Origin of the sequence: Streptococcus sp. (assembly GCF_030825805.1) — a bacterium.
Lineage (GTDB): Bacteria > Bacillota > Bacilli > Lactobacillales > Streptococcaceae > Streptococcus.
On sequence record NZ_JAPJPF010000001.1, the window covers coordinates 21,444 to 48,206 of the forward strand.

Sequence of the window (26,763 nt, forward strand, 5' to 3'; positions counted from 1 at the left end):
CCCCTTGTTGGTAGCCAGAAGGAGGCCAAAAAAGAGGGTAGCTATTGCTAACCTCTTGTAGAAGGGACTTTAGGATTTCCGACGAGCGTATTTCACTCTTCCGCCTAGGAAGCCTAAGCCGAGTAGTCCGATCCAAGCTAAGAAACTTGCCTTCTCTGATCCTGTCTGTGGCAGTTTTTCTTGGGACTGCACAGGGTCCGGAGTTACTGCTTCTACCACAGGAGAAGGAGGAGTCTCTTTCGAAGCCGTCGGTTTCAGAATTGGAGCAATTCCACTTTCTTTTTTGTCTTCTGGAGGAAGGAGCGGTTTCGTTTCTTGTGAGTCTTCACTTGGTTTTGTTGGTAGCGGCACTTCGGGAATAACAGGATCTTCTTCCACTTCCTTCGTCCCGACTTCCGTAATCTGGTCCTGGGCTTCCACTTCGACAAAGGCATCGACTTCTGTCCGAATTTCTTTGCCTCCTTCTTGTCGAACCTCGATCAATTTCAACCGGCGTCCGACCTTCCCTGCTTGAAGGATTCGGCTTTCGCCCTTGGCCAAGTCCTTGTTCTCACGCGTTTGACTCTCAAATGGAATCTCCTCAGCTTCGATGAGAAGTTCTGGCTTTTCAAGAATCAAATCCCGAACACCTTGATCTGGGCGTGTCTGCGTCAGGGGTTCATAATTGTGAGCATCTTCTAAGATAGTTTCAAGGGCTTCGACTTGATTAGCAGCAGCAACCAAATCTGGTTGCTCTTGATCCAACAACTGAGTCAAGTCCGTCAATTGTCCTTGAACCGTCGGTTTGAGGTCTGCTTTCAAACGATCGAGAGAAGTAGCCTTGATCTTTTCTACTCCTTCTCTGATGATCTGTTGCAACTCTTCTTGACTGAGCAGCTGACTATCTTTCCCTGAGAGGACAAATCGGTCCACCTGGATAGCTCTGGACGACTGAGGATCATTGAGGGCTGGATCCAGATGCAGGCGTAGCTGGTGGTAGCCTTTTGCTAGACCTTGTAGATTGACCAAACTCTGGTCGAGCTTGCGTTGATCTCCGTAGCCACTGAAATAATGATCGCCTTCGATCTCATAATCATGGCCCCGACCTTCTTCAAAGGCTATTTCTTTTCCATCCAGAGTGACGCTGTAGAGACCATGACTTGGGTCGACCACTCCTCGAACCTCCACACCGGTGCCCTTAAAGGTAATGGTCATGTCAATGTGTTTCTTGCCTTCCTCATCGGTCACTTGGTTAAAACTGGACCAAGATTCTGTGCCATTTGAGAAGTTTGGATTGTCTGTCTCGTGGTGCCAACCCTCACTGTAATGCAGTTTTGGATCTTGGTCATCCACTTCCTTGCGATTTTCTGGCAACTGGTCCTCGTTCATCACTTGGACTGTCAGTTCTGGAATAAAACCAACCAGACTTCCTTGATCCGGATGCAACAATTTGACCTTAAAGTCATAGACATCGGTCGCTTTTCCTGCAAAATCAAGGGTTGGAACTTGGACTGTTTTTTCTGTCTCTCCATCTGCGAACTCAAGGGTGACGTTAGTATCTTTGTAGACCTTGCCATGAACCCCTGTTCCTGGTTCTGTGATCAATTTAAGACTGGCACTTCCTTTAGAGCCACCTTTTCTCTTGACGACGACTTGCGCTGGGTCGCCTTTCTTAACAGCTAGGGTTGGCTGAGCAAATTCAAAGAGACCCTTTTCTTGGTTATTGAGGGCATAAATCCCTTCCGTTGCGATCGCATCTCCCTTGCTATTGACCAAGGTCAAGGTGTGGGATCCTGCTGCCAAGTCCGGTGTTTCATAGACCTTTTGGCTGCGTTTGCGGTTTGGGCTTTGGGTATTGACCGTCGCTAGCTTTTGGCCATCGACATAGACATCCATTTCCCCATGACCAGGATCCACGGTTGCGACGACATAGGCCTTGGTGCCTTCAAACTGATAGGTCACCGAAGCTCCTTTTTCCTTGGTCCACATAGAAGTGCCTCGGACGCCTTCTCCCTCTTCATTCCATTGGCCATTGGCCCGCTCAGCTGTCCGGTCAGAATGATAAGTCAAACCAAGCGGATAGCCATCGGTTTCTTCAATGCTGGCTGGCGTCTTATAGACAGATACTCCGTTCAAGATTGGAGTGGCTTGGGCATCGGTGATGGACACCCGGATATAGCGACTATCAACTGGTTGTCCCTTGATCAAACGGCGGTATCCTACGGTTGAACCAGCTCCAAAAGGAAGCCATTGGCCATTCACAGCCACATCGATGGTGAAGCCAGAAATCCGTTGGCCTTTCTCGATGGTTTCCTTGAGCTCGACCACATCAAAGTGTTGCTCTTTTCCAAGATCGAGGACAAAAGAGCCGGTCTTGGCATCATCTGCAGGTGCCCAACTGGTCTTTTCATCCCCATCTGTCAAATGGCTGGCTGAATAATGAGCATTGCGCCGTGTCGAGTCAGCTTCGACCAAAGCTCCTGCCGCATAGTCCACACTGTAGAGTTGGTCCAAAGTCTGGCGGAATTCTTTCAAGCGGGCTACATCGGCATCCGCAAATTTCCCATCTTGATTGGGTGGAATATTGAGCAAAAGCGGGGTTCCACGGCCGACCGATTTGAAGTAAATGTCCATCAATTCGCGCAAGGACTTAGGCTCTTGCTTGTCATGGTAGAACCAGCCGGAGCGAATAGAAACATCCGCTTCTCCCACTGAGTATTGCTTCCCTTCCGGATCCCCGTGATTGAGATAGCTATTGGATGGATTGTTGCGGATCTTATCTGGATTGACCTTATGCCAAACTGGATCTCCAGCAATTCCCTTTTCATTTCCAATCCAACGAACATTGGTCGGCTCAGCTGAGAAGATGGCAATATCCCCTTGGGCCTTACGAATAGCATCAAACCACTTGTCGAAGGTATAGGTGACTTTTTGAGCCCCATCGCCACGCGCTCCATCCATCCAGACTTCTACGAACTTGCCCTTGTTTCCATATTTTGGATCTTCAAGGATTTCTTTGAGCTGGTTGAGATAGTATTCGTTGTATTGGTCCTCTGTATCCACATGGTAGAGTGGGCTGTGAGCATCCCAAGGCGAGAGGTAGACCCCCATATCCATGTCATACTTGCTGGCAGAAGCAGAAACCTCGGCTAGGATATCGCCTTTCCCTTCCTTCCAACCGCTTTTAGCAATGGTATGGTCGGTGTATTTGGATGGGTACAAGAGGAAGCCATCGTGGTGCTTGACGACCATGATGGTTCGTTTGAAGCCCGCGTCTTTCAGGGTTTTGATCCACTGATCGGTATCCAGATTCTCTGGATAGAAATAATAAGGGTCTTCTTGCCCATCTCCCCACTCACGATCGTAGTAAGTATTCATCCCAAAGTGGATGAAAGCTGCTAGTTCTTCGCGGTGGTATTGCATCTGAGCCTTGCTTGGAAGTGGTCCATAATTAGCAATCTCAGGCTCCTCATCTAGAGAAGTGGCTGGTTGGCTTGCTTCTGTCCCTTGGCTAACTGCACGATTTTCTTTCTCACTAATAGCTGATGAGGACTGTTCAGATTCTTCTTGGTGCTCGTTCACAGTTTTCTCCTCCTTTCCTTGATCCCCTGCATTGCTCGTTTCAACCCGTTCTTCACGCGGTTCACTATTCTCAGCTTGCTCCTCTGCGTAACTGGTAGTCACTCCTAAAAAACAAGTCACTACGACTACCGAGCAGACGCCTACTGAGAGTTTACGAATGCCAAATCGATTTCTCTTATCAACTAATCTTTTTCCCATATTCCATTCCTTTATGTCATCAGGTAAAGAGGGTGGAGACTTTCCCCATCCTCTTTCTGTTACCTGTGAACTTTTCACCGTATAGTTGCTGGCTTATCCAGCTTTTTACTTGGCCTTATCGGCTCTTTTTTTCTGATCATCCAGCACAGCACCGGCAAAACCTGCTGCTAAGAGACCTGCCACAAGGCTTGCGACGCTTTCTTCCGTTCCTGTATTTGGTAATCTACCTTCGGAAACTGGAGCAGCTGAAACTGCTGGCGCTTGAGTTTCTTTCTCGACTTCCTTCCCTGCTGCATCTGTCCCTTCCTGACGCACTGCTTTGACCTCAAGAGATGCTTGAGGAGTTGTGGCAGCTACTGGTCCTTCTGAGCCATGAGGACGTTCTGGGTTCGGTAGCGGTTCTGGCTGTGGCTCTGGTTGTGGAGTGTCTGGAAGAGCTTCTTTCGTGCCCACCTCTGTAATTTCTGCTACTGGCTCTAGTTCTACAAAGGCATCCAGTTCCTTCCGACTTTCCACAGCATTTTCTTGAGAGACTTCCACCAAGCGTAATTTGCGGCCTTTTTGTCCTTCTTGAACCACACGTTTCTCACCTTTTGGAAGATCCGCATTTGGACGTTCTAGGCGTTCAAAGTCCATCTCTTCTGGCTCAATCACCAACTCTGGTTTGGTATGAACCAGATTCTTAACCCCTTCTTCAGGAATGGCTGAGCCTATAGGTGCTTTTGCGGATAGAGAAAGTTGATATACTTTTTCGAGCTTGCCATCTTCTGAGACAACCTTGACAAGAACCGGAGTATTGGCACTTTTAGCATCGATGACCGTAACGGCTGTTCCATTCTTGCCTTGTGCCGAAACGATTGGACGTTCTCCCTCATACTCTAGATGATAATCTGTCACATCTGGTTTAAAACCTTCTAGGTCTTTGCCATTCACTTGGATGGTGACGTCTGTTGTTGTCTGGGCCTCTTCTGTTGGAGCATAGGCGCTCAATTCAATGATTCCGATTCCTTTAAGACTTTCATCACGGACCATTCTTAAACGGATGGCTTTCGTTCTGGTTTCGTTGAAGCTGAGATTAGAGATATAACCAGGTTCAAAGGCATAATCCAAGCTGTAAGGAATTTCTTCCCAGTTAGAGGACTGGTTAAATGGATGTTCTGGAAGATTTTTCAAATTGCCGTAATCATCTGGGACATCAAAGTCTGGACCAATATAGCGTTCAAGAACCGTTTTCGTTGGCAGACCTGTTTCCTGGTCTGCAAAGAAGTCGACTGCTACTTTATTGACTAAGCGCTCGGTTACTTGACCATTTTTCTTGAAGATGAGACCAGCAAAGGCTTCTGTTTGATCCGGCTCTCTCTTCCAGTTGGTCCAGCGATAGTACTCGTTGTAGCCACCATCATTGATGTAATCGATATAATCGATTTGATTTGGATCGAGATCATTGGTTTCACTAGCAAATGCCCTGGTATCTTCTGCATTGTAGTCACGGTTCACAGAGAGGTTTTCTCCTGTCTTTTCTGACACCCGGACTGTCAGCTGAGCTGTCAGATCATAACCGAGGACCTTTCCTTCTAACGTGAAGCTGCCTTCATGAGAAAGTGCATCAGCTGGTACAGCCTGCCAGTCCACCGTCAGTTCCTTGCGTTCATAGCCTGTATCCCCTTTGAAGTAGACACCTACTGTAGATGGTAGAGCTAGATCTTGACCGACTTTCACAAAACGGCTGCCTGCTTCTACTGCTACTGGAGCAGCTTGTTTCAGTTTTTCCGCATCACTTGTGAGATGGAGGCGGTATTCTTGTAAGATAGTACCATCTTCTGCTTTATGGATGACACGGATTGGCTCACCTTCATGGACGCTTGGCACAACCGTTGCAAGACCGTGATGGCTGGCTGTCGCTTCCACTTGTGGATAAGCCCGATCACGCGCATCGATATAGTAATCGGTCACACTTGGGTTAACTCCTGGTAAAACCTCACCGTTGACACGAATGGTCACCTGGCTCTTTTCTTCTGCCGCCACCTTATTGGCAAAGATCTGAATCTCTGAAATAGAGCTTCCACGTTTGCCTTCTGGTGTCTTCATGCGGATCCGAACGGCATAGGTGTCGACTTTATCAAAACTGAAATGATTCATCTTGCCAGCTGCTACCGGTTCTTCAACGGTTAGGTTGCTGACTTCTTTCCAGTTAGCTGGATTGTTAAATGGATGGTCTGTTTCGTCTTTGACACGATTTGGATTGCTTGGAACTGTTGGGATTTGCTCCCCTGTATAGTACTCAATCACGTATTCACTTGGAACCCCAACGCCGTGGTCTTCATGGAAACCAACATGGAGGTTGTCCACTGCACGCTTGGTCAAGATACCAGAGTCCCCAAACAAGATTCCAACCGAATCTTCCGCATTGTCACGGCCCCAGTTGGTCCAACGGTTAGCTGGAGCATCGGTAAAGGAGATGACCTTATCATTGACCTTAGCAACTGGATCCGCATCGTTAGAGTCACTTGCAAAAGCGAGTGGCAAGACAGATCCTGTCCATTGCTCTGCTACGTTGGCCCCCTTGACTGTATTTGCGGAAACACGAATATGAAGACGGGTTGGAAGATCCGTTCCTTCTACACGACCAGAGAGGACAACTTCTCCTTCTTTGGCCAAGAGTTGCGGATCGACCGCATCCCAGGCTACCTTAGCAGCATAGGTCTTGCCATTGGAATGATAAGTCCGCACGCTTTCTGGAAGTGCTGGTTTTTCTCCGACTGGAGTGGTGGTGCTGACTTCTTCTACAGCGATAATGCCTTCAACCGTGACTTGAGCTTGGGCTTCTTTTTCCACACCCTCTACATGACCGGTGACTGTAAAGCTATGGTAATCCTTGACTTGATCTGCGGTCACAGCATCCCAGGTCACGCGTTTTTCTTTAGGGAATCCCTTGTCATACTCAACCAAGACGGTTTCTGGAAGAGCTGGCAACACGTTTCGATCGGTACTGATTCGTACAGGACGCACCTTGACAACTGTCTTTTCTTCAGGATTTGGCGTGATGGTAAAGGTTAATTCCCCTGTTTGTCCTTGGAAGCTAGCTTGTAAATGAACCAATCCTGCTTCCCGTAGTTCCAAACCTTTCTTGCTTGCGACCGCTTTTCCTTGGCTACCAGCTCTTGTCTTCACATCGATTTGATCTGCTTTGAGACTTGCCTGGCTACCATCTTGGTAATGGGCAATGACTTCAAGTGGTACCGTTTGGTCTTCCTTGAGTTCCTGTCCTTCTGGCAGACGCAATTCTAGGCGCTGGATCTGTGGACTTTCTTCTTGGAATTGGATAGCATAGGTCTGTACAGCTCCCGTATCCTTAGCGGTAACATAGATTTGAGCCTTCAAACCATTTTCACGGCTAGCTTGGAGGACCGTCACTTGAGCATTTTCTGCACTTGCTGTGACTTGACCTGGCTCTTGCCCATAAGCGAGGGAACGGAAAATGGTATGGTTGCCACTACCAAATTTTGGAAGAGCTACTCCATCTAGCTGAACCGTTGGTTTCTTAGCCTTGGCTACATCTCCTCCTGCAACCACTAGCGTCGCTTGGACGGTTTCCCCATTGCCTAGGAGACCTGTCGCCTTCAAGCGAGCACCTGGTGTGGACAACTGATCTTCTTGACCAGCTTCCAAGGTCCATTGATCAACTTCATAGCTAACTGTCCGGCCATCTGTGAAGACCAATTGCACAGTCTTATCCACTGTCGCTAGATTTGCTCCCTGTGGGATTTGTTTGATAACCGGAAGGACTTGCTCCACACCGATCACATCGACCAGAGCTTCGACCGTCCGTCCTTGAACATGACCTGTCACCCGGACTTGGCCAGCACGACTGTAGTCTGCTGCATCCCATTCGACGGCTTCTTCTTGGGCCTTGCCATCACTATAAACAACAGATACGTGACTTGGAAGTTCAGGATTTTGTCCCAAGTACACTTGAGTTCGAACCGGTTCGACCCCCAAGACAGAGCGTTCTTCCTGGTCCTTCTTACCTGTAAAGAGGCTTACTTGGTCTGACTGCAAGCGGTCTGAGTCTGCATACAGAGTAAAGGCACCCGCCTGCTCAGTTGATTTGACAATGACCACTCCTTTGCCGTTAAAGGCCCGACGTTGCCATGAGCCATCTTCCTGCGCCTTGTAGCGTTCACGGCTAGCTTGTTCCCCGTTGTCGACACCGACAATTTGGCCCTGTCCATGCAGATGGAAATGCACCAAGTTATTGGCAGTTGGGACCACACGGCCTGCTTCATCGACGATTTCATAGGTAATATAGGTCAGATCCTTGCCGTCTGCCGCAATGGCGTGTTCTTCTTTCAATAGACGAACACCGGCTGGCTTCCCAGCTGTTTCGATCTGATCGCGGGCAATCACTTCTCCTGCTTCGTTGCGGGCAATAGCTTCCACCTTACCTGGCACATAAGGAACCAACCATTCTAGATAGAGTTCATCCGGATTTGCCCCTTCTTGGTAGGTCCGGCCATCTGCTGTGGTCTTCTTGGTAAAGGTCTTGACTCCTTGTGATTCCCCATTGACAATCAATTCCACACTGTGGGCATTGGAGAAGGTCCGAACAGGAATCCGACCTTCTTCATCCATGACACGATTGGCTAATTCTGGATTGTCCCAGTTCCAATGTGGTAAGAGATGAACCATTGGATGTTTCTCAGCCGATACCCATTGACTTTGGTAAAGGTAAAAATCATTCTTTGGAAGGCCGGCAGTATCGACAATACCGAAATAAGAACTTTTCACAGGTGTGTCATTTTGGTTGTGCCATGGTGTTGGCTCGCCGATATAGTCCGTACCTGTCCAGATAAATTGTCCTGCATAGCCGGCATAATCGCGGTCAAAGGTCCAAGAGGCTGTCGCTGTCCGACCCCAACCAACCCGGTCATTGCCATAGTCTGATTGTTCATAATGGCGGTCTTCTTGGTTGCTTCCGACCCACTCTCTTTCAGGATGGTAGTAAGAGCCCCGCGTCCGCGTTGCAGAAGAGGTTTCAGAACCATAAATGAGCCAGTTTGGATGTTTAGCGCGTAGGCTTTCATAGTTGGCCTCTGAGTAGTTAAATCCAACCGCATCGAGCTCTGCCGCTACCTTTTCATGTCCTCCTGATCCATCACCAAAGCGGAATTTATCAGCTCCCATGGTGACATAGCGAGTTGCATCCACTTCCTTGATGGTCTTGACCAGACGACGAACGGTTGCGACAGACTTATCAGATCCATCTGCTTCACCGACTTCGTTACCGATTGACCACATCACAATAGAAGGATTGTTCTTGCCTCGCTCTACCATGGTCCGAAGGTCATAGTCAGACCACTTATCCCCTTTTCGAGCTTCTGGATGCGTTGCATCCTTTTCAAAGAATCGACCGTAATCGTATTGTTTCTTGCCACCATACCAGGTATCAAAGGCTTCTTCTTGGACCATCAAGCCCAACTCAGCCGCAATTTGCAGGGTTTGTTCACTCGCTGGGTTGTGGGTCGTCCGGATGGCATTGACCCCCATGTCCTTCATCTGTTTGAGACGGCGGTATTCAGCCTTGTAATTTTCCTCAGCTCCGAGGGCCCCATGGTCATGGTGAAGGGAAACACCGTGGAATTTCGTAGCCACTCCGTTAAGGAAGAAGCCACCTTCCGGTGTCCAGTTGAGATAGCGATAACCAAAGCGTTCCTTTTGCACATCGACCAATTGCGAATCCCGATAGACCCGTGTATACAGAGTATAAAGGGCTGGGTTATTGGTTTTGACATCCCAGAGGGTTGGTTTTTCAACATGAAGGGTATGAGACAGGTTGATCTCTTGACCAGCCAAAACGGATTGCACTTCACTGCGCACCTTTTCACTGACCACTTGACCATTTTGATCGACGATTTCGTATTCCGCATACACACTGTGGGCTTGATCATCTTGGTTGACAATACGACTCTTCACAAGAGTATCAACTGCCCCATTCTGTTGTTCTTCTAATTTTGGACTAGTGATGGTGGTCCCATACTTAGCTACATGGACCTTATCCGTCACACTGAGTTTGACATCACGATAAATCCCACTTCCAGAATACCAACGACTACTTGGCTGTTGGTTGACCACATGAACCGCGATGGTGTTTTCACTTCCATCCGAATTCAAATAAGGGGTAATATCATAAGAAAAGGCATTGTAGCCATTTGGATAATGACCCACGAATTGTCCGTTTACATAGACTTTGGAATCCATGTAAACTCCACCAAATTCCAAGCGAACTTTCTTATCTAGATCTTTATCATCCAAACGGAAGGTCTTGCGATACCAAGCATCCCCACCGTTTAATTGTCCCCCTTCATTTTGAGCCGGAGAATTGTGATCGAAGTCAAAGAAGATTGACCAATCATGTGGCAAATCTAATTTTTTCCAGTTTTTGACATCCACCTGGCGACCTTCTGCACCAGGAGCTGCATTTAACTTGAAATACCAGTCCTTGTTAAAATCTCGTTCGCGATCTTGCACCATGTCCTCCGCTACTTGTTTTTGATCCTTCGCAGCCTCTTCAATAGCCCCAGCAGAACGTTCACTTGTTTGAGGTTCCACCTGTGGCTTTTCGATTTCGCTCTCATTTCTTTCAGGAGTAATCACAGCAGGTGCCTCTACGGTTGTTGAAGCTTTATCACTTGTCCCAACTTCTCCATTCGTCACCTCTGACGCCTCCCTTGTGGCTGTCATCTCCTCTTCTGTTACAGCTCTTCCTTCTTCTTCAGCTAAGACAGATGGAGCTCCCAAAAAAGATACACCGATTAATACAGAACAAGCTCCAACCGCGAGCTTGCGAATACTAAATACACTGCGCTTTTCAAAAAAAGACTTTCCCATATTTAACCTCCATTTAAACAATTAATATAGTAAGCGCTTTCAATGCTTTTGAAAATTGTACCGAATCTCACATTATAACTATACCAAATAATAAAGGTTAAACAAGGGATGTAATGGACAGTCTTTAGTTTGATCAAAAAGAACTATAATTTGTAGAGAATAGATAATATTCTTCGTTTTTTAATTCTGAAATACTAGATTTTCAACTTGAATAGTTGTGAATTTATATAAGATAAGGTAGAATGGAAAGGATGAATTGAAAGGATAACACATGAACTACATTATTACTTTTTTGATCTCCATGATTCCTCTGGTAGAACTTCGTGGAGCCGTTCCCTACGCCATATCTAGTGGAATTCCTCTTTGGCAAGCTCTCCTGATTGGGGTCATTGGCAACATGCTTCCTGTCCCTATTATCTTCTTTTTCGCTCGCCATATCCTGGAATGGGGGAAAGATAAGCCTGTTATCGGGAACTTTTTCACTTGGTGTCTCAACAAAGGCCATCGTGGAGGACAAAAATTAGAAGAAGCTGCAGGGGATAAGGGAATCTTTTGGGCCCTACTCCTATTCGTCGGTATTCCCTTACCAGGAACTGGAGCCTGGACTGGAACCCTCGCCGCCTCTATTCTAGACTGGGACTTCAAACGGAGCGTCCTTGCTGTTATGCTGGGAGTTGTCCTAGCAGGTCTCATCATGGGCTCTCTCTCGCTCCTCTTTGGACTAGATACCTTTGCGCATTAATCACAAAAAGGACTGAAACAGCTGTTTCAGTCCTTTTAGAATATAGACAAACTATTTTTTATAAAAAATAGCTAGATGACTTTATCTTGCAAAAAAGAGGTTTCCATCGAAACCTCTTATTTTTTATTCTTAGTTGTTAAGAGCTGCTGCCATTGTAGCTGCAACTTCTGCTTCAAAGTCATTTGAAGCTTTCTCAATACCTTCACCAACTTCAAAGCGAACGAATTCAACAACTGAAGCATTTACTGATTCAAGGTAAGCTTCCACTGTCTTGCTGTCATCCATGATGTAAACTTGTGCAAGAAGAGTGTAGGCTTGGTCAACTTTTGTGTTGTCCAAGAAGAAGCGATCCATTTTACCTGGAATGATTTTATCCCAGATTTTTTCTGGTTTACCTTCTGCTGCCAATTCTGCTTTGATATCTTCTTCAGCTTGAGCAACCACTTCGTCAGTCAATTGAGCTTTAGAACCATACTTCAAGTGTGGAAGAGCTGGTTTACCAACCATTGCACGGCTTTCGTTGTCTTGGTCAATGACGTGGTTCAATTGTGCCAATTCGTCTTTCACGAATTGCTCATCCAATTCTTTGTATGAAAGAACAGTTGGTTTCATTGCAGCGATGTGCATTGAGACTTGTTTAGCAAGTGCTTCGTCTCCACCTTCGACAACAGAGATAACACCGATACGTCCACCGTTGTGTTGGTAAGCACCGAAGTGTTGTGCATCTGTTTTTTCAAGCAAAGCAAAACGACGGAATGAGATTTTTTCTCCGATTGTAGCAGTTGCAGATACGTATGCTGCTTCAAGAGTTTCACCTGAAGGCATTGTCAAAGCAAGAGCTTCTTCGTTGTTAGCTGGTTTACCTTCAGCGATGACTTTCGCTGTTGCGTTTACCAATTCAACGAATTGAGCGTTTTTCGCAACGAAGTCAGTTTCAGCATTTACTTCAACTACTGCTGCAACGTTACCGTTCACATAAACACCAGTCAAACCTTCAGCGGCAACACGGTCAGCTTTCTTAGCTGCCTTAGCCATACCTTTTTCGCGAAGCAATTCGATTGCTTTTTCGATGTCACCTTCAACCTCAACCAAGGCTTTCTTAGCGTCCATGACACCTGCACCAGATTTTTCACGCAACTCTTTAACAAGTTTAGCTGTAATTTCTGCCATTTTGATTCTCCTATATTTTTTTAAAAATAGGAGAGCCGGGCTAAGCCCCGCCCTCCTAGGTAATTACGATTATGAATTAAGCGTTGTCGCCTTCTACAACTTCAACGATTTCTTCGATTGAATCTGCTTGAGTTTCAGTTGCTGCCAATTCAGCTTCAACTGATGCAACTGCATCTTCACCTTGACGTCCTTCGATAACAGCATCAGCCATTTTCGCAGTGATCAATTTAACAGCGCGGATAGCATCATCGTTAGCTGGGATGATTACATCGATATCGTCTGGGTCAGTGTTTGTGTCGACCATCGCTACAACTGGGATACCCAATTTCTTAGCTTCTTTAACAGCGATTTGCTCTTTGTGTGGGTCAACAACGTACATTACATCTGGGATACGAGGCATATCTTCGATACCACCCAAGAATTTTTCAAGACGAGCGCGTTGTTTGTTAAGAAGTGCAACTTCTTTCTTAGGAAGAACGTCGAAGATTCCTTCTTCTTCCATGCGTTTGATTTCTTTCAAACGAGCGATACGTTTTTGGATTGTTCCCCAGTTAGTAAGGGTTCCACCCAACCAACGGTGGTTGATGTAGTATTGACCTGAACGAACAGCTTCTTCAGCAACAGCTTCAGCAGCTTGTTTCTTAGTACCAACAAACAATACAACTGCGTCGTTTGCAGCAGCATCACGCATAAAGTCATATGCTTGGTCAGCGTATTTTACAGTTTGTTGCAAGTCGATAACGTGGATTCCGTTACGCTCAGTGAAGATGTACTTAGCCATCTTAGGGTTCCAGCGACGAGTTTGGTGACCAAAGTGTACACCAGCCTCAAGAAGTTGTTTCATTGAAATTACTGCCATGAGTAAATTCTCCTTTTTGTTTTTTTCTCCTCTCCCAGACGTCAGCTTGCAACACGACCACAAGGGCAACGGTGCCACAATGGTTCCGGGATGAGTATTTATTGCTTTACGCAACTTTATTAGTATAGCAGATTTAGAAGCTTTTTGCAAGTCATTTGATAGAAATTCCTAGACTTTCCTGCTTTTCTTCAGGGCTCTCCCTCCTTCTTCTCTTTTTTTCTGCACGATTCTCATTCTTTCCCTTTCATAAGCCTTTTGTCCGAAATTTTTTCTTGACCTTATCTGATTTTTAAGATAAAATAGAATATGTTGTGGCGGTATAGCCAAGTGGTAAGGCACGGCTCTGCAAAAGCTTGATCGTCGGTTCAAATCCGTCTACCGCCTTCACAAACAACTATCAATGAGCCCAGCAATGGGCTTTTTTTAATACCATCACTTGATTGGACTGCACCATCGCTCCTTTGCGAGTGATTCTATTCTCCACTCATGAAAGGAAAAGATGATTATGAAAAAAGTTACCCTATATGCTCTCAGCATCCTCTCTTTGGCCATGCTGACTGCTTGCCAACCTGCTGCTCCAGAGACTGACCAAAGAAAACCGCTTGTGAGCAGTTCTAAAAAAACCTCTAAAAGCTCTAAGAGCTCTAGAAGTTCATATTCTAAAAAGTCAACCAGCAAAAAGGATTTTTCATCAGGCTTCAATAAGGATGATTCTTATAGCTCTTCAGACTCTAACACGCGCGAGGATCCTAACTATACAATGAGCTTGATGGACCAAGGAGAGTCACTGGAAGCTATCGGGGATATCCCTGAAATGCCAAAATGGGCTGCCTTCAAAGAAATTAAAGTTGAAATCCTCGTTGGTAATGAAGCCCTTGCGCCTACTACAAAAGCTGAAGCGATCAGCAAGTTAGGTCCTACTGATTCCTCTTCTGGTAATGATGGTTACTGGCATGGAGATGGCTCTGCTATCTTGATTGATTTTAATGAAAAAGGTCAAGCCACTAACAAAATTGCCACCTTGCCTAACTCTAAAAAGGTTACGAATCTCAAGGATATTCAACCTGGAATGACGGCTAAAGAAGTTATTGAAAAACACGGCCGTCCAGAAACTGTTTTCGTCTTTGGCTACGCGACTATCTTTACTTGGAAAGGTGAAGACGGGAAAGACTACTCTGTCGGTTTTGACAAAGAAACAGTCTTCCAAGTCTCTGAACCTGCATAAAAACCTCTTTTCAACAAACACAAATCCTCCAAGACCAGCGTCTTGGAGGATTTCTTTCTATCAAGGGGAAGGCCCCTTTTTTCCTCTATTACAATTCTGCGATTTGATTGAGGTTGACTTCTGCCACAGTGTCATTTCCAAACATGGTGATGATCATTTTCACCTTGTTGTTATCGATTTCTGTGATCTTACCAGTGTAATCTGCAAAAGCCCCATCGATAATGCGTACAGTATCTCCCACCTTCACATCAATATTGAAATCTTGAACTGTTTGTCCCATCGAAATCAAGATGTTACGGATTTCGTCTTCCAAAAGTGGAGTTGGTTTTGAACGGTTCCCGTGCGATCCAACAAATCCAGTAACGTTTGGTGTGTTCCGAACGACAAACCAAGCTTCATCGGTCATGACCATTTCGACCAAGACATAACCTGGGAAGCGATTTTCTTCAATTTCTTTTGTCTTCCCGTTCTTCTCGATTTGCACAGTTTGAGTAGGGATTTCCACACGCAAGATGTTTTCCAACATGTTATATGTTTGTGCGCGTTGAAGAAGGTTTTCCTTCACTTTGTTTTCATATCCTGAGTAGGTCTGTAGGACAAACCAGCCTTTGTCAAAACTATCCATTTTTATTTCCTTTCTTATATACCAAAAGGTGATCGTTTCATCACGATACTAAAAAAAGCCTTCTGGCTCTTGTTTTCCTAGCTCCATTATAACATAAAACCAGAGAAAGCAAAGAAGTTTCTCTTGTTTTTCTTCACCAAGCCAAGAAAAAAGCATCCTCGAGGGACGCAGATTTGTTTCTTTTTTAGAACATATCGATTAGCTTTAAAATACCTTTAGCCACTACTTGGTCAAACAAATAAATCAAAGCTACAAAAAAAGCGGTGTACTCTATCACTGAGATAAAATTTTTCCATCTTTCCTTGCGATTTGGCCAAGTCGTGTTTTTAAGCAAGACAAAAATATCTTTAAAAAATTTCACAACATTCTCCTATCTGGTTTCTTTATGAATTGTATATTTACTACAATGTTTACAAAACTTATTAACTTCTAGACGTTTTGGTTTTGGCGTCGCACTCAACTTGATTGAGTAGTTGCGTGACCCACAAACCGTACACGCTAGACTTGCTTTTTTTAATGCCATAACGCCTCCATTCACACTATTATAGCAAGTTTTCCACTATTTGACAAGCTCTTCTACTCTAAGGGAGCGCATTTTATTTGGCTTTTCTCTATGATTTGATACAATATAGAGGATAAAGGAGAAATTATGAAAAGCGATCATCTGAAAGAAAGTAAAAACATTGAAGACCGTCGCGGGCAAAGTGGCGAGAGCTACTCATCTGGCCGGTCTGGTGGGAATTTAGGGGGTGGTATTTTACAGATCCTCCTCTCGCCTGGAAGCTTTAAGAGCAAACTGATCTTGATCCTCGTTCTCATCTTTTTGAGCGGGGGCGCTGGATTAAGCGGGCTCTTTGACCAGGGGCAGACCACACAGAACTACAACTCAGGACAAGTCACGCGCCAAAGTAATACCCAGGTGAGTGACGGAGATAGCAAATTCGTCAGTCAAGTCCTTGGAACCACTGAGGATTTCTGGGGGCAAACCTTCCAAAAAGACGGGCGGACCTATCACAAGCCCACCCTGGTTTTTTATACCGGCCAAACTCGTACTGGCTGTGGTGTAGGTCAAGCATCTGCAGGTCCCTTCTATTGTCCGACAGACCAAAAGATCTATTTGGATATCAGCTTCTACAAAGAGTTGACCACCAAATATAAGGCTAGCGGAGATTTTGCCATGGCTTATGTCATCGCTCACGAAGTCGGTCACCACATTCAAAACGAACTGGGGACTCTTCAAAGCTACCAGCAAGCCATCCGAGGAAAAAGCGAGACAGAAAAAAATGCCCTCAATGTCCGTTTGGAACTTCAAGCTGACTATTATGCGGGTATGTGGGCGCGCTATATTGAAGAGCAAGGGCTCATGGATACAGGCGATATTGAAGAAGCGCTCAATGCTGCACACGCCGTAGGAGATGATACCCTTCAAGAACAAGCCTATGGTTATTCCGTCCCTGATAGCTTCACCCACGGGACATCTGAACAACGCATGCGCTGGTTCAAACGGGGCTACCAATACGGCGACTTTGAACACGGAGATACCTTCAGCGTCTCCGATGAAGACTTGTAATGAAACTAAAAACAAAAGCCTTTCAGATTATCATCTGAAGGCTTTTTTGTTACCCTATCGACAGCTGTCTGAGCATTATAATGGCTGGGGGTATTCAATAAATATGTTTTCTTTTTTATGGAGTTGTTCAACTCTATCTTGAAACTTTCCGCCGTGAGAAAAGTGCTTGAAACATTACGTTTCAAGCACTCGGAATTATTGAGACCTTAGGCTCAATAATTAGTCATGGAACTTCTTCGAAGTTCGCTGACGTCCGTACTCACCTAAGGAAAGTTTCTAAGAAGACTGTGAATGGAAAGAACCTTACCATCTTTTAAACGTCTATTTTTAGAATCCAAACCAACCTTTGAAAGTATCCCAGGCATTTTGTGCTTTTCCAGGAATATCTGCTTCATCGATGGCTTTTTTGGCATCGTCTACAATACCTGCAGCACGTTCTTTGACTGTATCAAAGAAACCCTTGTCCTCTTCTGGACTCTCAGTTTCTGTTTCTTGACCGACAGGGGCAATGCCATTTTCCTGGTAAGAATTTTCCTCATTGTCAAAGCTAGTTCCTTCTGTATAAGGAAGGACGCTATTGGCTACATTTCGGAAGATCACAGAGGCAGTCTCTGCACTGGTCCCTGTCAAATAGTGGGTTTCATCCGTCTTAGGGAATCCTAGCCACTGACTAATAACCACATCTGGCGTGTAGCCGATGACCCACTGGTCTCCGGAAAGATCCGGGTTGAAGTCCGTTTCAGTTGTTCCTGTTTTACCAGCCATGGTATAACCATACGGTGCTGCGTTGACACCCGTTCCGTTGGTAAAGGTTCCCAACATCATATTGGTCATCTTCTTATTGGCTGAGCTACTGAGCACTCGTTTCGATTTTTGACTGTGGCTTTTCACGACCTGACCGCTGGCATTTTCAATCTTCGTAATCAGATGGGCATCGTTCATCACTCCATCGTTAGCAAAGGTTCCATAGGCCTGAGCCATTTGAAGAGGGTTGGTCGTCACACCAGATCCCAGGGCTACTCCGAGAGATTTGTCCACATTGTCCATGTTGAGACCAAATTTTTTCCCATAATCAAAGACAGTATTGAGTCCTAACTCATTGGCTGTCGCTACAGCTGGAAGGTTGAGAGATTCTGCCAAGGCTTGGTACATGGGAACGGTCGGACTACCTTGGATACCACCATAGTTATCAACTGTATAACCACCGTAGACCTTGGTCGCATTGTCCAATTCTTTATTGGTTGACCAGCCGTTGGCTACAGCTGGACTATAAACGACCAGGGGTTTAATGGTAGAACCAGGACTTCTCGCAGATTGAGTCGCATAGTTGTAGCTTCGGAAGCCAGCATCTTGGTTACTAGCCACGCGCCCGACGATCGCCCGCACTCCTCCGGTCTTAGGATCCAAGGCCACGCTACCAGATTCTGCCCGTGTACCATCTTCAGCAACAGGGAAGAGATCCACATTGTCATAGATGACCTGCATGCTGGCTTGGTAATTTTGGTCCATCTCTGTATAGATCCGGTAGCCATTCTTGATGATATCTTCTTCTGTTAGACCATATTCATTGACAGCCTCGTTGATAACCGCATCGAAATAGGACGGGTAGCGATAATCTTCTGACTTGCCTTCATAGGCATCCACCAGTTGTCCATGAATGTCGACTGCGGCGGATTGATCTGCTGTAGCTTGGTCGATATAACCAGCTGCGACCATATTTTGTAGGACCGTATTGCGACGATTGGTTGCGTTCTCGACTGAATAAAGGGGGTTATAGATTTCTGGTCCCTTGAGCATGCCGGCAAGGACAGCCGACTGATCCAGAGTCAACTCACTAGCGGAGACACCGAAATACTTCTTTGAAGCATCTTCAATCCCCCAAACCCCATTGCCAAAATAGGCATTGTTGAGGTACATGGTCAAGATTTCTTTCTTACTATACTTTTTGTTAATCTCGAGGGCTAGGAAAAACTCCTTGGCCTTCCGCTCAACTGTCTGGTCCTGAGAAAGATAGGCATTTTTTGCCAACTGTTGGGTGATCGTCGATCCCCCACCTGAGCGACCGGCAGTCAAAATCGCCAGGAAGAAACGACCGTAGTTAATCCCACTATTTTTGTAGAAACTCCGGTCTTCTGTCGCAACAACTGCATTTTGCAAGTTTTCACTAATGGCATCTAACTCAACGTAGGTTCCTTTTTGCCCCGTTAGGCTTCCTGCTTGGTTCCCATCTTTATCGTAGATGATCGTGGTCGCCTTGAGGGCATTTTGCAGATCTGCTACATTGGTCGTCTTGGCTATGTAGAAAAGATAACCTCCGACGACGAGACTAAAGGTCAAGCCAATCAGTAGGAAGATCTTGGTCAAGTGATACTTGCGCCAAAAGCGTCTGATCGGATGTTGGGAGTGAGATTTTCTCCGTGACTTGTCCGAGCGGCTATAGGTTGGAGCTTGCTCCTCCCCGTCCGTTGATAACTCAACCTCTTCCGCAATCTTTCTTGGTTTTTTTTCTCGTTGGAAATGACGAATCATTTCCTCCATTAATTCTTTTAATTTGTTCATAGTCCCTATTTTATCACCTTCCTAACGTCTAGACAAGAAAGACCTTCGCAAGAAAGGATGCTTTTAGCTTTCTTTAAGGTTCCCGTCAAGTCCACTCTATACAGGGCTTCAGCGTCTTGTTCCTACCTTCCTCTTCCTCCTTCTCGCCTTTTCTTTCCTCTTGCTTTCTGATACAATAACACTATGCATTATACGATAACGATACCAAGCGCCTTGCCCGCTATGACGGTTAAAGAGGCCCTTGAAGATTATTTTCTCATCCCACGAAAGATTCGTCATTTTTTGCGAACCAAAAAACATGTCCAAGTCAATGGGGAGACTGTTCATTGGCAATCGATGCTTGAGGCTGGAGACCAGCTGACCCTCACCTTTGATCCGGAAGATTATGAAGAAAAGGAGATTCTAGCAGGAGATGCTAGCCTGGTCCAATCCCTCTATGAAGATGAGCATCTCATCATCGTAAACAAACCCGAAGGCATAAAAACGCACGCCAATCAACCAGATGAAATCGCCCTTCTTAATCATGTCTCCACTTATGTCGGGAAGACCTGTTATGTAGTCCATCGCTTAGACAAGGAGACTAGCGGGGCTCTTGTCTTTGCCAAGAATCCTTTTGTTTTACCCGTCCTGAATCGACTGCTAGAAGACAAGAAAATCCAACGAGACTATTGGGCCTTAATCCTAGGCAGCTTACCCAAAAAGAAGCTGGTTTATAAGGACAAATTGGGACGAGATCGCCACGATCGACGCAAACGCATTGTTGATCCTCGAAAGGGCCTCTATGCAGAAACCCATGTGACCAGCTTAAAGACTTTCAAACGCACCAGCTTGGTCAACTGCCAGCTCCAGACAGGTCGCACCCACCAGATCCGCGTCCACCTCTCTCACCATGACCATCCGATTGTGGGAGATCCGCTCTACAACCCCGAAAGAGCTCCTCGCCTCATGCTCCATGCCCACCGCTTGCGGCTCACCCATCCCTTCACCTTAGAGAAAATTCAAGTCGAGGCTCCTTCTGCAAGTTTTGAAAAGGGATTAAAAGAGCAGACATCTCCATAAAGCCAAGCGACTGATGTTTCTAATCTAGTGGACTAGAAGAAGCTTTCAGTGTGAAGACAAAGTCATTTTAGAAAATCATCTAGCTATTCTATGTAAAAATAAAGATTGTCTACATCTAAAAGAGGCTGGGACAAAAGTCCTAGCCTCTCAATTGTCTTTGGATTATCGATCAAGACGCAGTGGTTGAGTGGGCTCTACTGCGCTGATTTCATCAGCTTTTACAACCCTACTCAACTGTGCGGAGGTGGGACGACGAAATCGAATTCTAACGAATTACCGATTTCTGTCCCACTCTCTTTTCTGTTATTTCTACATAGGTCCTAGTCCGTCGTTTCTTCACTTGCGACTGGGCTGGCTTCTGCTTTTTCTGACTCTGGAGATGCAGTCTGAGCAGGATCTGAAGCTTCTTCCTTATTCAGGTTAGGATCGCTTGTGGCAGGACTTTGAGGGGCTGGGGTTGCTTTGTCTGATTCCACTGTCACTGCTGTCGATGGCGCCGCTAGCAAATCATCTCGAAGGGCTTGGATCGCCTGTAACAAGGCTTTCTTGTCGCTCTTCGGATCAGCTAGTTGATCAAAGAGGGCTTCTAAGCGTTCAAACTGAGCATCACTGGCTCCTTTTTCGACCAATTGTTGGTGGAGAGCGATCAACTGGTTATAAATCTCTTGATAGAGGGCTACGTCTCCAAGTTGAGGTTCTTCTGTTTTCTTTTGCTTTTGTTGTTCAATCGTTTCACCAACTTCACGCAAAAGAGTTTTCCCAGTTGTCAAAGCCGTGTCAGCATCTGGCTCTTGGCGCACCTGTTCCAAACGTTCTTCAAAGTCAGGACGTTTGCTTTCTTCTACTTGTGGCAAAAGAGAGGTGATTTGTTCTACAAGTGCTGTCAAGAGACTGGAGCGTTGACGAGACTCTGTCTTTTCATCCAGGTCACCATAGACCCCCTTGAGGAAGTCGTAAACAGCTAGATTATAGGATGGAGCATCTGCTCCCTTTTGATCCAGAACTGTTTTTTCAATTGGATAGGTTGGAGCATTTTCCTGAGACACTAGTTGGTCAATGGCTTGCTTGGCTTGGTAGAGTTCCATGAAATGGGCTTTTGAATCCCAAGCTTCTTCAAAGGCCTGAGCCCGGTAAAGCTTCAAAGCAAGGTCCGCTGCTGTCGCCCGCAATTCTGGTGTCAAGCGTGCATCACTTAAACTTTGGTAGAAATACTTAAGGTAGTCCACCGAAGTCACACCGGTCCGATCTTGCATCTCTTGAATGGCCTGCAACAATTTTCCTTCTTTCTCCAATCGTTGGCTATCCTTGGCCGTATAGGCTTCCTGCAACTGAGAAACGAGGCTTTCTTTCTTGAGTTGGAAGGCTTCGGTATCTAGCAAGCGAACCTGCTCCAACAATTCCTGGTAGCGACGATCCAAGGCGGTTTCTTCTTTCGGTTTGACTTCCTGGGTCGCATGGATATATTCCTTGTCAACTTGGTCAAGACTAGCCAAGTAGCCTGCTGTCGAATTGCTTGGGAAGTTTTTAACAGTTTCTAAGAATTGACCCAAGTTCAACTCAATCCGTCTTTGTTGCAGAGGGTCTGAAGCGTACAAAGTCCGACTTTCTGCTAGGAGTTGGTTGACCTTGGCCTCTACAGCTTTCTGATCCAAGTCACCTTTCTGGTAAGCTGCTTGGATGGTCGGCAGACGGTGAGCCAAGTAGTCCGCCAAGCCTGCTGAGCGCACCTTAATATAGTGGTTATGGTCCCCATGCGGAATGACAAACTGACCATTCTCGATTTGCATCGTATAAGGGGAAATACCAGAGCGAAGTGCTGTTGCATAGAGCTCATTGATAAAGTCTAGCTCAGGATTTCCTGTTTCAAGTGGAATCCGGACATGTTCCTTCCGAACTGCATAAGGGTGGATATGGGTTGGATCGTATTCTTGGTCTGGATTGTTAAAGACAAAGAAACCATTGGAAATCTTGATAGCTTCCCGAGGGACGCCGTAGGTCTGGCTAATGTATTGGATTTTTTCTTCATCCGAAGCATCGCGCGAATAGGTCGCCACATCATCTGTCAGTGGCTGCCCCTTGTCCTCTTCCTTCTTACCAGCTAATACTGCCTCTGCAGCTGCGATTTCTTGAGGTGAGAGATCCTTCTTGTAGAAGTAATGGGCATGGTCCCCGTGAGCGACCATATAGCCCTCGTCATCCTTGCTGATGACCTGATCTGCATGGAAACCATGATCATGTTCGCCTTCATGATGATGATCATGATCGGCTTCATGTTCCTCATGGTCATGCTTATGATGAGGATCCTCCTTCTCGTGGTCCTGATCGACTGGTTTTGTGTCTGGGCTTGAAGGTTGAGTTGGCTTTTCTTCTGTCGCTACAGTCCCAGTTTGAGACCGGAGGACTTGATACTGGCGTGCCAATTCCCGCTCTAAAGGCGAAAGCACACTATAAGGGATAAAATGGAAGTGATCCCCATGCGGATACACCACTCCTTGCTCTGTCCATTTGGTAATTTTGCTTGGATCAAAGACAGAACCATCCGACTCAACATGGCGCTCTGAAAGCGGGGTATGCTGCAGCTCTTTCTGTAGGCTTTCCAGACTTCGCCCTTCTGTCGTCACTGTTGGATGGGGAAGAGGAGTGGAGAGCGCTGGAGTGACAGGCGCTGGAATCGGTTGATTCGGATTAACCGGTGCAGTCAACTGGATAGAAGGGGGCAATACAGGTTTTACCTCATTTTTCCCCCCTCTACCATTTAAGATAGATAAGGCAGCAGCTAATTCTCCAGCTGATAAGGCGCTCTTCGGAATAAAGTGGTAATGGCCACCATGAGGCACGATGAAGCCATCCCCGGTATCAGAAATAACATCCCCAGGATGGAAGACATAGCCATCATCTGTCCGGTAGCCACCTTGACTTGGCTTGGCACCTGCTGTTAGACTGGCTACTGTTTTCCCTTCACGTAAGGCCTGACTCGGCTGACTGAAATCACGAGTTTGCCCAGATTTTTGGGCATTCTCTTTCGAAGCTGAAACCAGCTCTCCTTTTTTCTGTTGAGCAATTTCCTCCACTGAACGGACATTCAGCGTATGTTGCGGATCAGTTAGATAAAGGTAGTAGGTCCCATCCTTCTTGATAATATAGCCATCTCGTACCTGTGTGACAATGTCTGATTGTTTCAGTTGGTAAGTGGGGTCCCGTAAAATCAACTCCTCACTAAATATCGCATCGTAAGGGACCTTGCCATTGTAGTAATGGAAATGATCTCCATGGGAAGTCACAAAGCCCTCGTCAGTAATCTTAACCACAATCTGCTCTGCCTGGGTCTTTTCCTTCGAGTTGACGGATTCAATGCTCTCTTCCTGTTTGTTTGATTTGCTAGCTGACTTTTTCTTGTCTCCTTGTAAATACTGCACCTGATTCTGACTCTTTTTGTCTTCCTTGACTGGTGCTTGCTGACTTAAGGCATAGGCACATAAACCCAGACCTAATGTTGCTACTAATCCAATTGTTCCTTTTTTCTTCATTCTTTCTACTTACTCCTGTAATTCTTTCGCTAGACTAGCCATATTTTCTTCTAGGTTCTCCAAGAAATCTTTGTTATTTTCTGGATCTGCTTCGAGAGGATCCAAAACCTTCACTTTTGCTCCTGTCGCCTTGGCAATGCTATCGGCCACCTTGGACGAGGTATGCTTCTCAACAAAGATGGTTTGAACTTGATAGTCCTTGACAAACTGCTGAATCTCAGCCAATTGACGGGCTGTTGGTTCCTGCTCAGGCGAGATCCCTGCGATTCCTAATTGTTTCAAGCCAAAGCGCTTGGCTAGATAAGAGAAGGCTGTATGCTGGGTTACGAAGGTCTTTTGTGTCGCTTTTTCAAAGAGAGGCTGGTATTTAGCCACCAAAGCCTCACAGCGTTTTTCAAGCTTTTGGGCATTGGCCTCATAATAACTTCTATTTTCTGGATCGATGTCTCCCAACTCTTTGGCGATGATCTTCCCTTCTTCGGCAATTTTCAGTGGATCCATCCAGGTATGAGGGTCATACAAGTGTTTAGCATCCTTCCCTTCCGTATCCTCGATGTCTTCTAAGCCAGCGACCTTATCCAATTCCATTCCTTTGCTGGCTTCGATGACCCGCAGTTTCGAGTCTTGCAAGCTAGGATCTAGACGTCCAGCCCAAGATTCGAGTGTTTGAGAATGGTAGACGAAGACATCCGCATCATATATCTGGGCTGTCTCCTTGGCCGAAGGTTCGTAATCATGAATCCCAGCGCCAGACTGAACCATCCAGACCTCGTTGCGATCGCCTGAAATTTCCTTAACTAGAGAATAGACAGGATAAAAACTCGTCACAATTTTGAGACCCTTTTTAGTTGAGCCAGCTCCCGAACTTCTCTGGCTTCCACAAGCTACTAGCAACAAGAGACAGATGAATCCAATTCCTAAGGCTCTTAGTTTCCTCCCCAACATGTATAAATCCTTTCTTTTTCTTAATTGGTTTATTAAACAGTTAATTAACTAGTTAATGATAACGCTAATTTTTTAGTTTGTCAAGGATTTTTTGTATTTTTTATCACACAAAAAAGAGGCCCCTAGGTGCCTCTTCTATACTCTCGATTAGTTAGACAAGATTAATCAAGCCTTGCGCTTATTTTTTCTTCTTTTTAAGGAGATAAGCTCCACCGCTTGTAGTACAAAGGCTAATACCAAGCTAATCAAGGAGATGGGGATACCAGTACTTAGCACTCTTGTCAAGTCCGCAAAGAATACAAAAAACCAGCCCTCTTTCAGAGCTGGTTATCTTTCTATTATAGAAAAGTACTTAGGCAAAAATGCCGAGATACTTGCTTGTTATCTATAACGTGGTGTAGCAAAGCCTCGGATATTCCCGTGTCCGATACGGTAAACATTGCGTTTTACGGTTCCAACATAACCGGAATTTCCTTCAATTGTATGAATCAGTCCATTTTCAACGTATTCAACAATTCCAATATGATCCGCAAATCCATTATTCGGTTGAGAGTCTTGGTCCCAGTTAAAGGTAATGATATCACCTGACTTCGGTGTAGAAGCCCCATTCTCATTCCAAATACCTAGATGTTTAAAGATTTGGATATGGCGTTCCACCCCACACTCACGACCAATCAAATGACTAAGCCCTTCGCGTTGGAAGACAGTTGTGACAAACACATCGCACCAATCATCTGTATTTTTCACAGGATAACCTACTGGCAACGGATGAACACTATTGTAATCTCTGACCAATTTAAGGTGCTCTGGAGATCCAGTCTCAACGCCAATCAAGCTTGATGCCGCCTTTAGAACTCGACCTAACTGACCATCTGCATCTTTTGCAGAAATATGCTTCAGATAGAGCTGATTTCTAGTTACAAAGTTCCGGTTCTCTACCTGCACCGTCGTGCCACCAACACCAACCTGACTACCATCACCCTGGATATAGTACAAATGGACATGGTAAGTACCTGTCGAAAACTTATGGTCAGAAGCCTTCACGCTTACCTTGTAAGTCCCATCGGATTGACGAGTCGCTTCATACCAAGTCAAATCATCCTGACCATTTACCTCAGACCAAGTTGGTACTTGAACAGTACGTACACCTTTAGGACTATAGACATTACTGATAATGACATCGAAAGTGCCATTATCCTTGTTATTATTTTGAATCGTAATCGTAGCAGTCGGAGTTGATTTCTGAACTTCTACAACAGTCTCTGTAACATAACGGCGCTTGTTTTCTTGATCAATATAATGAACGTGAACTTGGTACTGTCCAACTGAGTTCTTGTGGTCACTTGCCTTGATCGTTGCTCGATAGGAACCATCAGCTTGACGAGTGGCCTTATGCCAGATTAAATCATCCTGACCTCCTGCTACACTCCATGATGGAATTAAAACTTCTTTCAAGCCAGTCGGTGATACTACATTACGAACTACTGCATCAAAGGTGCCTGTACTTGAGTTGTTGTTCTCAATCGAAAGCATCCCTTGCGGCTTAGATTGACGAACTTCTACAACAGTCTCTGTAACATAACGGCGCTTATTTTCTTGATCAATATAATGAACGTGAACTTGGTACTGTCCAACTGAGTTCTTGTGGTCACTTGCCTTGATCGTTGCTCGATAGGAACCATCAGCTTGACGAGTGGCCTTATGCCAGATTAAATCATCCTGACCTCCTGCTACACTCCATGATGGAATTAAAACTTCTTTCAAGCCAGTCGGTGATACTACATTACGAACTACTGCATCAAAGGTGCCTGTACTTGAGTTGTTGTTCTCAATCG

At 45.6% G+C, this 26,763-nt stretch carries 15 protein-coding genes and 1 tRNA gene; 5 read left to right on the plus strand and 11 right to left on the minus strand.

The window, feature by feature from the left end:
* Positions 1-69 precede the first annotated feature (69 nt).
* Both RCH62_RS00120 and RCH62_RS00125 read right to left on the minus strand, forming a co-directional pair.
* Positions 70-3,759 (minus strand): alpha-L-fucosidase, encoded by a 3,690-nt coding sequence (locus tag RCH62_RS00120; RefSeq protein WP_306474340.1) that lies wholly within the window; start codon positions 3,757-3,759, stop codon positions 70-72.
* A gap of 105 nt (positions 3,760-3,864) precedes the next feature.
* Complete coding sequence (locus RCH62_RS00125) at positions 3,865-10,647, minus strand: Ig-like domain-containing protein (RefSeq protein ID WP_306474341.1); 6,783 nt, start codon at positions 10,645-10,647, stop codon at positions 3,865-3,867.
* 271 nt (positions 10,648-10,918) lie between these two features.
* Here RCH62_RS00125 and RCH62_RS00130 point away from each other — a divergent pair, with 271 nt between their 5' ends.
* Complete coding sequence (locus tag RCH62_RS00130) at positions 10,919-11,389, plus strand: small multi-drug export protein (RefSeq protein WP_048690761.1); 471 nt, start codon at positions 10,919-10,921, stop codon at positions 11,387-11,389.
* A 129-nt stretch (positions 11,390-11,518) separates the two neighbouring features.
* Here the strand turns inward: RCH62_RS00130 and tsf are convergent, their stop codons facing one another.
* Both tsf and rpsB read right to left on the minus strand, forming a co-directional pair.
* Complete coding sequence (gene tsf / locus RCH62_RS00135; protein WP_061564469.1) at positions 11,519-12,559, minus strand: translation elongation factor Ts; 1,041 nt, start codon at positions 12,557-12,559, stop codon at positions 11,519-11,521.
* A 76-nt stretch (positions 12,560-12,635) separates the two neighbouring features.
* Positions 12,636-13,418, minus strand: a complete 783-nt coding sequence (gene rpsB, locus RCH62_RS00140) for a 30S ribosomal protein S2 (protein WP_042507486.1) — start codon at positions 13,416-13,418, stop codon at positions 12,636-12,638.
* A 313-nt stretch (positions 13,419-13,731) separates the two neighbouring features.
* Between rpsB and RCH62_RS00145 the strand changes: the two genes are divergently transcribed.
* Both RCH62_RS00145 and RCH62_RS00150 read left to right on the plus strand, forming a co-directional pair.
* A tRNA-Cys gene (locus tag RCH62_RS00145) sits at positions 13,732-13,802 on the plus strand.
* A 121-nt stretch (positions 13,803-13,923) separates the two neighbouring features.
* Entirely contained in the window at positions 13,924-14,643 is a 720-nt protein-coding gene (locus RCH62_RS00150) for a hypothetical protein (protein ID WP_306474342.1), read from the plus strand.
* An 88-nt stretch (positions 14,644-14,731) separates the two neighbouring features.
* Here RCH62_RS00150 and nusG read toward each other — a convergent pair whose 3' ends face one another.
* The 3 genes from nusG to rpmG all read right to left on the minus strand — a co-directional run bounded on the left by nusG (position 14,732) and on the right by rpmG (position 15,791).
* Complete coding sequence (gene nusG, locus RCH62_RS00155; protein ID WP_006595435.1) at positions 14,732-15,268, minus strand: transcription termination/antitermination protein NusG; 537 nt, start codon at positions 15,266-15,268, stop codon at positions 14,732-14,734.
* Positions 15,269-15,452: 184 nt separating this feature from the next.
* Complete coding sequence (secE, locus tag RCH62_RS00160) at positions 15,453-15,629, minus strand: preprotein translocase subunit SecE (RefSeq protein ID WP_006595434.1); 177 nt, start codon at positions 15,627-15,629, stop codon at positions 15,453-15,455.
* Between the two features lie 9 nt (positions 15,630-15,638).
* The gene (gene rpmG / locus RCH62_RS00165) at positions 15,639-15,791 is read right to left on the minus strand and encodes a 50S ribosomal protein L33 (protein WP_006595433.1); all 153 of its coding nucleotides are present in this window, start codon (positions 15,789-15,791) and stop codon (positions 15,639-15,641) included.
* 126 nt (positions 15,792-15,917) lie between these two features.
* Here rpmG and RCH62_RS00170 point away from each other — a divergent pair, with 126 nt between their 5' ends.
* Positions 15,918-16,838: a neutral zinc metallopeptidase gene (locus RCH62_RS00170; protein ID WP_306474343.1), complete on the plus strand. Its 921-nt coding sequence runs from the start codon at positions 15,918-15,920 to the stop codon at positions 16,836-16,838.
* A gap of 327 nt (positions 16,839-17,165) precedes the next feature.
* Here RCH62_RS00170 and pbp2a read toward each other — a convergent pair whose 3' ends face one another.
* Positions 17,166-19,397 carry a penicillin-binding protein PBP2A gene (pbp2a, locus tag RCH62_RS00175; protein WP_306474344.1) on the minus strand — a complete coding sequence of 744 codons (2,232 nt, stop codon included), beginning with the start codon at positions 19,395-19,397 and terminating at the stop codon, positions 17,166-17,168.
* Positions 19,398-19,580: 183 nt separating this feature from the next.
* Between pbp2a and RCH62_RS00180 the strand changes: the two genes are divergently transcribed.
* The gene (locus tag RCH62_RS00180; RefSeq protein WP_306474345.1) at positions 19,581-20,456 is read left to right on the plus strand and encodes an RluA family pseudouridine synthase; all 876 of its coding nucleotides are present in this window, start codon (positions 19,581-19,583) and stop codon (positions 20,454-20,456) included.
* A 320-nt stretch (positions 20,457-20,776) separates the two neighbouring features.
* Here the strand turns inward: RCH62_RS00180 and RCH62_RS00185 are convergent, their stop codons facing one another.
* The 3 genes from RCH62_RS00185 to RCH62_RS00195 all read right to left on the minus strand — a co-directional run.
* Positions 20,777-23,983, minus strand: coding sequence for a pneumococcal-type histidine triad protein (locus tag RCH62_RS00185; RefSeq protein WP_306474346.1), 3,207 nt, complete (start codon positions 23,981-23,983; stop codon positions 20,777-20,779).
* A gap of 9 nt (positions 23,984-23,992) precedes the next feature.
* Complete coding sequence (locus RCH62_RS00190; RefSeq protein WP_048689092.1) at positions 23,993-24,928, minus strand: metal ABC transporter solute-binding protein, Zn/Mn family; 936 nt, start codon at positions 24,926-24,928, stop codon at positions 23,993-23,995.
* A 381-nt stretch (positions 24,929-25,309) separates the two neighbouring features.
* The coding region (locus RCH62_RS00195) for a GBS Bsp-like repeat-containing protein (RefSeq protein ID WP_306474347.1) at positions 25,310-26,763 on the minus strand (1,454 nt) is incomplete at its 5' end.